This is a genomic window from Sphingomonas sp., from assembly GCF_051962185.1.
GTDB lineage: Bacteria > Pseudomonadota > Alphaproteobacteria > Sphingomonadales > Sphingomonadaceae > Sphingomonas.
The window spans coordinates 1-11,511 of the sequence record NZ_JBQCCN010000154.1 but is presented as its reverse complement, the minus strand read 5'-3'; the positions used below and the strand labels follow the sequence as shown (position 1 = coordinate 11,511).

General features: G+C 64.7%; 7 protein-coding genes and 1 pseudogene. 3 read left to right on the top strand and 5 right to left on the bottom strand.

The genetic code is table 11. The features are described from left to right. Window positions 1-171: 171 nt before the first annotated feature. Entirely contained in the window at window positions 172-1,029 is an 858-nt protein-coding gene (locus tag ACTHJR_RS09570; RefSeq protein WP_440522920.1) for an aspartyl/asparaginyl beta-hydroxylase domain-containing protein, read from the bottom strand. 215 nt (window positions 1,030-1,244) lie between these two features. On the opposite strand from ACTHJR_RS09570, the gene ACTHJR_RS09565 reads away from it, so the two are divergent. Both ACTHJR_RS09565 and ACTHJR_RS09560 read left to right on the top strand, forming a co-directional pair. Then, complete coding sequence (locus ACTHJR_RS09565; RefSeq protein ID WP_440522919.1) at window positions 1,245-4,160, top strand: M16 family metallopeptidase; 2,916 nt, start codon at window positions 1,245-1,247, stop codon at window positions 4,158-4,160. A 525-nt stretch (window positions 4,161-4,685) separates the two neighbouring features. Continuing rightward, window positions 4,686-5,069, top strand: coding sequence for a hypothetical protein (locus ACTHJR_RS09560; RefSeq protein WP_440522918.1), 384 nt, complete (start codon window positions 4,686-4,688; stop codon window positions 5,067-5,069). 354 nt (window positions 5,070-5,423) lie between these two features. Here ACTHJR_RS09560 and ACTHJR_RS09555 read toward each other — a convergent pair whose 3' ends face one another. The 4 genes from ACTHJR_RS09555 to ACTHJR_RS09540 all read right to left on the bottom strand — a co-directional run bounded on the left by ACTHJR_RS09555 (window position 5,424) and on the right by ACTHJR_RS09540 (window position 10,662). Next, window positions 5,424-7,205 carry an AMP-dependent synthetase/ligase gene (locus ACTHJR_RS09555; RefSeq protein WP_440522917.1) on the bottom strand — a complete coding sequence of 594 codons (1,782 nt, stop codon included), beginning with the start codon at window positions 7,203-7,205 and terminating at the stop codon, window positions 5,424-5,426. A 57-nt stretch (window positions 7,206-7,262) separates the two neighbouring features. After that, complete coding sequence (gene ggt, locus ACTHJR_RS09550; protein ID WP_440522916.1) at window positions 7,263-9,029, bottom strand: gamma-glutamyltransferase; 1,767 nt, start codon at window positions 9,027-9,029, stop codon at window positions 7,263-7,265. Window positions 9,030-9,276: 247 nt separating this feature from the next. After that, window positions 9,277-9,573 carry a GIY-YIG nuclease family protein gene (locus tag ACTHJR_RS09545; RefSeq protein ID WP_440522915.1) on the bottom strand — a complete coding sequence of 99 codons (297 nt, stop codon included), beginning with the start codon at window positions 9,571-9,573 and terminating at the stop codon, window positions 9,277-9,279. Between the two features lie 63 nt (window positions 9,574-9,636). Further along, window positions 9,637-10,662 (bottom strand): quinone-dependent dihydroorotate dehydrogenase, encoded by a 1,026-nt coding sequence (locus tag ACTHJR_RS09540; RefSeq protein WP_440522914.1) that lies wholly within the window; start codon window positions 10,660-10,662, stop codon window positions 9,637-9,639. 304 nt (window positions 10,663-10,966) lie between these two features. Here ACTHJR_RS09540 and ACTHJR_RS09535 point away from each other — a divergent pair. Continuing rightward, window positions 10,967-11,511 (top strand): annotated as a pseudogene (locus ACTHJR_RS09535) (helix-turn-helix domain-containing protein); the annotation flags it as partial.

Sequence of the window (11,511 nt, the reverse complement as noted above, 5' to 3'; positions counted from 1 at the left end):
CGTCGTCTGGCGCTTAACTATGCTGCTGGGGGGGCCGTTCCGGTTGCGGCGGGCGCGCCACTAGGAGGCGCCGGCGCGTATTAAATCCCCGCCGTCGGGGGGCGCCTCGCGGCGCCGCCGGCCGGACTGATCGCAATGCGCGGAATAGCTCGAGCTATTCCGCGCGATCGGTCACACATCCATCTGCTTGACCGCGTCATTCCACGCCATGACGTTCTCGCGCGCCTCCTGCACGAACGCAGAGCGGCGGATGACGTTGAGGAAGGTGTCGGCGACCCATTTGCCGGGATGGCGCAGCGGACGCTTGATCTGGATGAGCAGGACGACGCGGGTGTTGTCGGTGTCGTTCCATACCTCATGGTCATAAGTATCGTCGAACACCAGCGTCTCGCCCTCGGCCCAGCGCACGATCCGGTCGTCCACGCGCATGCGGACATCGCCGTCCTTGGGAACGATCAGTCCGAGGTGGCAAGTGATCAGCCCCTTGGTCACCCCGCGATGCGAGGGAATGTGCGTGCCGGGTGCGAGGATCGAGAAGAACGCGCTGTTGAGATCGGGGATCTGCGCGACGGTCGCGGCGGTCACCGGGCAGCGTTCGAGATTGTCCTCGACGCAATAGCCGTATCCCCAGAGGAAGAAGCTGCGCCACATGTTGACCGGCGCGATCGCGCGATGGTCGGGCGAGATGCTCGACAGCGAGGGCGAGTTGTTGCCGAGCGCCGATGCGATCGCCTCGTCGCGGATCGTCCGCCAATTGTCGCGCAGGATCTGCGTCCAGGGAAAATCCCGGACGTCGAGCACGGGATCGTTGGGCACCAGCGAGGAAGAGGCGATCATCCGGTCGAAAAATCCGCGCAAATGCTTGCCGTAGCGGATGATGAAGGGACGCTTTTCGATTCTGTCGTTGCTGCTCGCGTCGGCGGACGGGCGAGTGCCCGAAATGACCGTCATATTGGGTACGCTGCCTTCGGCGACGTTGCCCGATTTCTGCCGTATTGCTGGCCGTTCCAGCTTCTGTTCGACGCTCACAATGCCTCTCGATGTCCACCACGTCCGGGGTCGCCGCCACGAGCGCCGGGGGAGCCATAAAGGTCAGGTGCGCTACGCCGGTGCGGCAGCGCACCATTGGCCGCTAGCGGTCATCTGGGTCCAAAAAGTGGCGACGCAAGGGGGATGATGTGACCTTTTCGCCGAAGCGGTGCTCGCCGGTTGCCGCTCGCGGGGGGACGCCCTACACAGTCGCCATGGCCACTACGTTCCGCGTTCCGCGTCTCGCCGTCCTCGCTTCCGTCGTTCTGGGTTTGTCGCTGCCGGCGATCGCGCAACAGATTGCGCCGTCGCCCGCACCGCTCGCGGTCCGGCCGGAGGTCGATCGTTCGCCCTGGCTGTTCAAGGGCAGCGACATCACGCCCGATCCGGCATGGCATTTCGGGACGTTGCCCAATGGTTTGCGCTACGCGGTGCGCAAGAACGGGGTGCCGCCGGGTCAGGTGTCGATCCGGGTGCGGATCGACGCTGGCTCGCTCTACGAGGATGACCAGGAGCAGGGGTACGCCCACTTCATGGAGCATCTCGTGTTCCGCGGCAGCGAATATGTCGCCGACAACGAGGCGAAGCGGACGTGGCAACGTCTCGGCGCGACCTTCGGCAGCGACACCAACGCGCAGACCACTTTTACCCAGACGGTGTTCAAGCTCGATCTGCCCGCGGCGACGCCGGCCACCGTCGACGAGAGCCTCAAGATTCTGTCGGGGATGATGGAAGCGCCCAGCTTCGACGACAAGGTCGTGAACTCGGAGCGCCCGGTGGTGATGGCGGAGCAGCGCGAAGCTCCCGGCCCGCAAGTGCGGTTCGGCGACGCCCAGCGTGCGACGATCTTCGCTGGCCAACCGTACGCGACGCGCTCGCCGATCGGCACGGTCAAGACGCTCGAGGCGGCGACCGCGGCCAGCTTGCGCGCGTTTCACGACAAATGGTACCGGCCGGAACGCGCGGTGGTGATCATCTCGGGCGACCTCGACCCGCTGGTGTTCGAGACGCTGGTCGACAAGAATTTCTCGAGCTGGAAGGGCAAGGGCCCCGATCCGGCGGATCCGGATTTCGGCACGCCCGCGACCAAGCAGCCGGTGACCGGCACGTTGGTCGAGCCCGGCCTGCCGACCTTGGTGTCGATGGCGGTGCTGCGGCCCTGGCATTTCAACAACGACCTGATCCTGTTCAACCAGAAGCGGCTGGTCGACCTGATCGCGGTGCAGATCATCAATCGCCGGCTGGAATCGCGCGCCCGCGCCGGGGGCAGCTTCCTCCAGGCCCAAGTCAGCCTCGACGACGTGTCGCGCTCGGTCAACGGGACGTTCGTCAACGTCGTGCCGGTCGGCGACAATTGGGAACAGGCACTGAAGGACGTGCGTGCGGTGATCGCCGACGCCCAGACCAATCCGCCGAGCCAGGCCGAGCTCGATCGCGAACTCGCCGAATATGACGCCGCGATGAAGAACGGCGTCGACACCGCACGGGTCGAGGCCGGGTCGGCCCAGGCCGACAACATGGTTCAGGCGCTCGATATACGGGAGACGGTCGCGGCGCCCGACGTATCCTACAAGATCCTGACCGACGCGCGCGCCAAGGGCATGTTCACCCCGGCCTCGATCCTGGCGTCGACCACGCGCATCTTCCAGGGCGACGCGACCCGGGCGTTCGTGTCGACGCCCGCCGCCGATCCGGCGGCGGCGACCAAGCTGGCGGCGGCGCTCGATGCCGACGTTTCCAAGCTCGCGCCGAAGCGCACCGCGCTGGCCGCGGTCGACTTCTCCAAGCTGCCGCCGCTCGGCCCGCCGGGCAAGGTGGTCAGCAAGGAGGACATTCCCGATCTGGAAATGCAGAAGGTCGTGTTCTCGAACGGCGTCCGGCTGCTGTTGTTCGTCAATTCGAGCGAGACCAATCGCGTCTATGTCCGCGTCCGCTGGGGCGGCGGCTACAACGCGATCCCGTCGACCCATCGCACCCCGGCCTGGGCCGGCGATCTCGCGCTGGTGCAGAGCGGGATCGGCAAATTGGGGCAGGAGCAACTCGACCAACTGGCCACCGGCCGTCGGCTCGGCTTCGACTTCGCGATCGACGACGATGCCTTCGTCCTGGCCGGCGTGACCTCGCCGCAGGACTATAAGGATCAGTTGCGGCTGTTCGCCGACAAGCTCGGCGCGCCGGGCTGGGACCCGGCGCCGCTCGCGCGCGCCAAGGCGGTGATGTTGGCGGGCTATTCGGGCCTCGATTCTTCGCCCGACGGCGTGCTCAACCGCGATCTCGAATGGTTCCTGCACGACAAGGACCCGCGCTGGGGGATTCCGCCTGCGGCGACCGTGTCGGCACTGACTCCGGCGCAGTTCCGCGCCTTCTGGCAGCCGATCCTGGCGTCGGGCCCGGTCGAGGTCGAAGTGTTCGGTGACGTGAAGGGCGACGAGGCGATCGCCGCGGTCGCCGCGACCTTCGGTGCGCTCAAGCCGCGGTCGTCCTCGACCATGCCGGCGCCGGCGATCAAGTTCCCCGAGCACAATGCCACTCCGGTGGTGCGGACGCATTCGGGCCAGGAGAACCAGGCGGTCGCGCTGATCGCCTGGCCGACCGGCGGCGGCGTCGCCGGGATCAGCGAAGGGCGCAAGCTCGATGTGCTGGCGCAGGTGTTCACCGACCGCCTCTACGACCGGCTGCGGACCGAGGCGGGCGCCAGCTATTCGCCGAGCGTCGGATCGAACTGGCCGGACGGCGCCGTGGGCGGGGGGCGGATCATGGCGATCGGCCAGGTGCCGCCCGACAAGACCGCTTTGTTCTTCCGCCTGTCGCGCGAGATCGCCGCGGATCTGGTCAAGAACCCGATCGGCGAGGACGAATTGCAGCGCGTCAAGGCGCCGATGCAGCAATATGTCATGCGCGCGTCGACCGGGAACACCTTCTGGCTCAACCTGCTGGCGGACGCGACCTATGATCCGCGCAAGATCGCGACCGCGCGCAGCATCCTGATGGACTATCAGAACGTGACCGCGGCCGACATTCAGGCGGTGGCGGCCAAGTATCTGCGGCCGGACAAGGACTGGACGATGGAAGTCGTGCCGAAGGCGGTGGCGGCGAAGGAAGGGCTGAGCGTCGCGGGCGGAGCGCAGTAATCAACGCAATCCCCCCAAGCTCGCTTGGGAGGGGGACCGGCGAAGTTGGTGGAGAGGCCGCAGCGGCGAAGCCGCGAAGGGGCGCGGCGGAGTATTTCGGTGATAGTTTGCTGAATGCATCAAACCCAGGAGGGGCCAGCGCACCGCCGGCGCTCCGGAATTTCCGTCATTTGGTGAACTGTCACCGAAATCCAGGGCAACGTTATTTATGCTCAGCCCGGAATTACGATAGCCACGCTATTCCATGAGGTGGTCCATATAGCCCAATTCAATGCTATCGGAAAAACCGCTTTCTATGCGGGATATGCGGCATCGTCATATGATGCTGCAAATGCCGGCGACGACATGCACGATGACAACCAGTTCGAGAAACAAGCCAACGAACTCGGAGCCAAAATGCTCGGTCGGTTTAATGGAGGAAAAGGATGTCCGCGATAAAAGCATCCTTCATTTTCGGTGTGCTTTTAACATTGCTGAGCTCCTGTAAAAGCAAGGAGGAGCGGCTTTGCAACGACAATACTTTTTTTGTATGAACGAAAAAAGCAACATGATGAAGCAAAGAAGCTAAGCGCTACTCGGTTATATCAGGCGGATATTGCCTATTATAAAGTTACTAACGGTGGGAATTCTCTAATTGAAGATGAGCTTGGTGGCAGGGGGGTAAGTGCTATAAACGCACTTTACGAGAAAGATGTCATTCGAGATCTAAATGGAACTCTTTTGGTTTCAAATTTAGATTCCGTAGATAGAAAGTCTGGAATTAACATATGTGCATCTCCTTACTACGATAGCATCATCAAATATCTAACAGATATTGATAAAAGACGCCTGGGCTTTTTTAGTGATAGAGCCAAATTAACCAAGATATATTGCTCATCTAAATCAGAATCGCTTCCTTCGGACAAGTGAAAGCCCCTGTGACTTGGAATTACGGTGGGATTACGGCCAGCACGTGGGGCGAGATGAGAAGTGCAGTAATCATGAATTGATTTCGTAGCCGGGCGTGTCATCGCGCCAGTCGAAAGTGGTTGGCCGCGCTTCTTGGCACAGGCGAAAGTCCCAAAGAGGTTCGCACCTCTCACCAGATATGCGACCAGCCTACGTACAAAGTACGCAACGCAATGGCGCTCGACACGACCAGCAACATCAGCGCGACATAGGCAATTGCGCCCGGAGGCTGGCTTCGCGCGTCGCTCGGGTGCGGATCCACGGTGGGTGGTACCTCCGTGCCGCCCTGGGCGTCATGTCAGGCGCGGGCGGCTTTCAGCCCTTGTATAGCCCATCCAACCGTCCCCCATAGACCTCCTTCAACACATGCCGCCGGATCTTCAGGCTCGGCGTCATCTGCTGGTTCTCGATTGTGAACGGCTCGTCGGCGAGGATGAAGCGGCGGACGCGTTCGATCACCGACAGGTCCTTGTTGACCCGCTCGACCGCCGCCATCAGCGCGGCGCGATAGTCGAGATCGTCAGCCAGCGCCTTGGCGTTGCAAGCGGCCCCGGTCCTCGCGCACCATTCCTGGGTCCATTCGGCGTCGGGCACCAACACCGCGACCATGTACGGCCGCCGGTCGCCGGCGATCATCGCCTGGCCGATCTCGGGCTGCAGCGTCAGCATGCCCTCGACCTTTTGCGGCGAGACATTATCGCCCTTGTCGTTGATGATCAGGTCCTTCTTGCGGTCGGTGATCTTGATCCGCCCCTTGTCGTCGATCACCCCGACATCGCCGGTATGCAGCCACCCGTCCTTGAGCACCCGCGCGGTCTCTTCGGGATTGCGCCAATAGCCGTGCATGACGAGCTCGCCGCGCACCAGGATCTCGCCGTCCTCGGCGATCCTGACCTCGACGCCGTCGAGCGGCGGGCCGACCGTGTCCATCTTGAGGCCCGCGCGCGGGCGGTTGCACGAGATGACCGGGGCCGCCTCGGTCTGGCCATAGCCTTGGAGAAAGGTCAGCCCGAGCGACTGGAAGAAGATGCCGATCTCCGGGTTGAGCGGTGCGCCGCCCGACACCATCGCCTTGATCCGCCCGCCGAAGCGCTTGGCGATCTTGGGCATCAGCAGCGACTTCACGATCAGGTTCATCGGCTGGTCGTAGAAGGGCACGCCGCCGGCCGCCTTCTTGCCGCCGATCGAGACCGCGCGGTGGAGCAGGTAGTTGGATACCGCACCTTGCTTCTCGACCGCCTTGGAGATGCGCGTCCTGAGCACCTCGAACAGGCGCGGCACGACGACCATGATGGTCGGGCGGACTTCCTCGATATTGCTGGCGAGCTTGTCGAGCCCTTCAGCATAATAGATCTGCGCGCCCAGCCCGATCGGGAAATGCTGCCCGCCGGTATGCTCATAGGCGTGGGAAAGCGGGAGGAACGACAGGAACACTTCGTCGTCCCAGCCGAAATCCTCGGCGATCAGGGTGCAGCATGCCTCGACATTGTGCAGGATCGCGCCGTGATGCTGCTGGACGCCGCGCGGCGCACCGCCGGTGCCCGAGGTGTAGATGATGCACGCGAGGTCGTCGCGGGCGGCGGTGACCAGCAGGTCGGACGGCTGGGCGGGGTGATCGGCGATCAGCTTCGACCAATTGTGATAGGCGAGGTCGGTCTGGCCGACGCGCAGATCCTCGAAGCCGATGACGATCTTGGCCTCGCTCGCGCGCGCGGCGGCGGGGAGCAGTGGGCGGGCCAGTTTGGCGGTCGAGACGATGATCGCGCGCGCGCCCGAATTCTCGATGATATGGGTGTGGTCGCGCTCGGTATTGGTGATGTAGGTCGGAACCGTCACGCAACCCGCGGCCATGATCGCGAGGTCGCTGATGCACCATTCGGGGCGGTTCTCGCTGACCAGCATGACGCGGTCGCCCGGCTGGAGGCCGATCGCCTTCAGGCCGGTCGCCAGGCTCGCGACCTGCCGCGCCGCCTCGGCCCAGCTCAACGATACCCAGGCATCTCCATCCTTGTGCCACAGGAACGGCTTATCGCCGCCTTCCCGAGCCCGGGCGAAGAACATCGCCACGAGGTTGGGAAACTTTTCGATCTGCCGCATCCGTCTCTCCCCTGCGAAGGCGCGCCGTGTTCGGCTGCGCCTCATCATCGGCGGACGTTATTCGGATGGACGGTTGGGCGCCATCCCCACGCGGCGGATCACGGTCACTTTCCCGTCCTGGCTCATCGCCACGCCTTCGCTGCGCGGATCGGCGGCGCCGACCCATTTGCCGCCGACGCGCTCGATCGCATTGGCCTTGAGCCCGAGCGGGGCGACCATGATCTTCTCGCCCAGCGCGCGCAGCTTGGGCGCCATGGTCTCGGCCTGGGTGCCCGCTTCGGCGACCGCCATCGGCGCCGGCGCGTAGATCAGGCCCATGCCGATCGCGTCCTGCGCGCTCATCTTCCAGTCGACCACGCCGATGATCGCCTTTGCGACCTGGGCGATGATCGTCGATCCGCCCGCCGCGCCGATCGCCAGCCGGACCTTGCCGTCGGGCCCATAGACGATGGTCGGCGCCATCGAACTGCGCGGCCGCTTGCCGCCCTGGACGCGATTGGCGACGAGATAGCCGTCCTTTTCCGGCACGATGTCGAAATCGGTCAGTTCGTTGTTGAGCATGATACCGTCGACCGACAGGCCCGATCCCCACGGTCCCTCGATCGTCGTCGTCACTTCGACGACGTTGCCGGCCTTGTCGGTCACGACGAGGTCGGTCGTGCCCGGCGTTTCGCTCGCCGGCACGCGCTTGCGCGGCGGCGCACCGCGCGGCGTGCCGGGCTGGACGTCGGCGATCGACTTGTCGAGCGAGATCAACGCCGATCGCGCGGCGACATATTTGGGATCGAGCAGCCCGGCCAGCGGCACGGTGACGAAGTCGGGGTCGCCGACATACATGTCGCGATCGGCGTAAGCGAGCCGAGAGCTCTCGGCGAACAGATGCCAGGCGACGGGCGAGTCCTTGCCCAGCTTGGCCATGTCGAACCGTTCGAGTTGCTTCAGGATCATCAGCACGGTGAAACCGCCCGACGAGGGCGGCCCCATGCCGCAGATGCGATAGGCGCGATAGGTGCCGCACAGTGGCGCGCGCGGTTTAGCGCGATAGGCGGCGACGTCGCTGAGCTTCATCTTCGACGGGTTGCGCTGGGCATTGTCGACCGCTGCGACGAGGCGCTGCGCAGTGCCGCCGCTGTAAAAGGCTTCGGGTCCGAGCCGTGCGACGCGATCGAACAACTCGGCCTGCTTGGGGTTCTTGATGACCGTTCCGACCGGCCAGGGCTTGCCCGACGCATCCATGAAGATGGCGCGGCCGTTGGCGTCCATATGGCCGGCATATTGGACCAGGGCGTTATAGAGGCGCGGCGATGCCTTGAAGCCGTCGCGTGCCAGCCGGATCGCCGGCTGGAACAGCCGCGCCCAGGGCAGCTTGCCCGATTGCGCGTGCGCCATCGCCATCACGCGAAGCTGGCCCGGCACACCGACGCTGCGGCCGCCCGGGACCGCCGCGTTGTGCGGCAGCGGCTTGCCATTGGCGTCGTAGAACCACTTGCCGTCGGCGGCCATCGGCGCTGCCTCGCGCCCGTCGATCGTGTTGATCTTGCCGGTCGGGCCGTCGTTGCGGACGAAGAAGGTGCCGCCGCCCATGCCCGAGCTCTGCGGCTCGACCACGTTGAGCGCGAGCATCGTCGCGATCGCCGCGTCGGTCGCGCTGCCGCCGGCGTTGAGGATCTCGACCCCGGCGGCCGCGGCGCGCGGATCGGCCGCGCTGACCATGCCGGTCGCGGCGGGCCTGACGATCTTGACGATTCGGGCGGGCTGTCGGGCGGACCCCGACGCCGCCACGGTGGAGAGGACGATGGCGGCGGCGACGATCAGCTTCTTCATGGCGCGCGACCCTAACGCCATGACACCGGGTGGCAAGACGCTACGGCGGCCCGACCTATAGACGCGGGTTACGATCCTAGGGACGCGGGTTACGCCGCAGGATCGCGATCAGCGCGACGATCACCGCGATCGGCACCAGCAGGAAGATGGCGAGCATGAAGAGATGGCCGAGGATGGGGATCATGTGACTGCGTTTTCCGTCCTATCTTCCACCCCGGGGAAGGCCGGGACCCAGTAACGTCGACCTTTATGGCGACGCCATAAGTTCGTAGAGATCGCTCCATTCCGGGTTGAGACCCTCGATTTCGCGTATCTTCCAGGCGCGTTTCCATTCCTTCATCCGCCGTTCGCGAAGTCGGCCTTCGTCGAGATCGCCATGAGCCTCGTACCACACGAGTAAATGGCAGCGGTAGCGACGGGTAAAACCGGGCACCACGTCATTGCGATGCTCCCAGGCACGCCTGACGAGGTCCACGGTCGAGCCGATATAGATCGTGCCGTTGCGCCGGCTGGCCATGGTGTAGACATAGGCTTGTTCCGACAACGATAGCGCTCCGACACTGGGCCTCGGCCTTCGCCGGGGTGGGTGCTGTCGCGGTGTAGGAAATTAATCGCTCCCAATTGCATCCGTGATGATGGCGAATCCATCGCGCTGCAGCAGCGTCTCGATCTCCTTCAAGATGCGGCCGGGTAGCGATGGCCCGCCATAGACCAGTCCGCTGTAGAGCTGCACGAGGCTCGCGCCGGCGCGGATACGGGCATAGGCTTCGGCGCCGCTGTCGATCCCGCCGACCGCGATGATCGGCATGGCGGCGCCGGTCGCGCTACGGAAATCGCGCAGGCGCTGGGCGGCGAGGGGGGCGAGGGGCGTGCCTGACAGGCCGCCGGCCTCACCGGCATTGGGCGACGTCAGACCGGGACGGCTGACGGTGGTGTTGCCGACGATCAGCGCGTCGATCCGGGCGTCGATCGCCGCTTTGGCGATCTCGTCGATCTGAGCGGGCTCCTGGTCGGGAGCGACCTTGAGGAACAAAGGCGTCGTGCCGCGCGCCGCGGTGGCTCGGGCGAGCAATTCGGCCAGCGCCGGGCCGTGCTGCAGGTCGCGCAGCCCCGGTGTATTGGGCGAGCTGATGTTGATGGTGACGTAATCCGCCACCGGCGCCGCGGCGGCGACCCCGGTTTCGTAATCGGCGATGCGGTCGGCGGCATCCTTGTTGGCGCCGACGTTGATGCCGAGCATTCCCTTGCGGTTGGCCGCTCTGGCACGCGGCAACGCGGCCGCCAAACCGCCGTTGTTGAAGCCCATGCGATTGATCACCGCGCGGTCGGCGGTCAGTCGGAACAACCGTGGGCGCGGATTGCCCGACTGGGGAAGCGGGGTCAGCGTGCCGATCTCGACCGCGCCGAAGCCGAGCCCGAAAAAGCCCGCGATCGCGCGCCCGTCCTTGTCGGCGCCCGCGGCAAGGCCGAGCGGGTTGGGAAAGGTTAGTCCGGCGACGGTGACCGGCAGCGCGGGCGGCCGGGCAGGAAGCGGCGTGCCGACCCGGCCCCAGGCGGCGAGCATGTCGATGGTCAGGCCGTGCGCCCGCTCGGCATCGATCGCGAACAACAAGGGTCGGGCCAGGAAAGTCATGCCCGGCGCCATGGCAGGCCGCGCCGCCGCGGTCAAAAACCCGATCTTCCTTTACGGAAACTGCGCGAAATCGCCTGGCGGCGAATCCGTACAATACGACTCGGGGCCGATTCGCGTAACAAAAGCATGCGACCCGAAGGGCCCCTGGGAGGGGGTTCTTTCCCTTGACGGCCCGGTTTTCGAAAGAAAACCGGGCCGCTTTCTTATGTTAGCGAAACCATCGATATACTCATTTTGAGTGGCGGCGTGGCCGAGAATCGTATAAAAACGACGCCAACGAAAGAATGAACAGGGGCGCACTTTCGTGTCGGACATTCAACTCGATTATCGGGTCCCATCACCCGACCTGGCGGACCATGTCACTTTATTCTATGACTTCCGCGCGGACCTGCCGTGGTTCGAAGACATGGAGCGCGCCGACTATGCGCAGTTCCGCTTTCGCCTGAGCCCAGGATTCGGCGCCTATTATTTCCCCGACGGCGAGAAACAAACCGGTCCGATCCACGTCGTCGGCCCAACCAGCGGCGCCACGCGGTGCCGCGTCGAAGGCCCGGTGCGGCTGTTCGGGTTCGGCATCACCCCCGCAGGCTGGGCGGCGATGCTGGGGGGCGACGCGTCGGACATGCTCGACAACGCGATGGACTTGGACGGCGAGCTACGGGAGCGCGCGGAGATCGCGTTCCGGGCTTTCGCCGCGACCCAGGACATGGACGAGCGCGTGCTGATCGCGGAAACCTTCGTCCGCGAATTGACCTGCAAGGCCACCCAGGAATCGGTCAGTTTCGCGCACCAGGTGGATAGCTGGCTCGAAAGCAGCACGTCGCCCGATCTGGACGACCTGATCGCGGT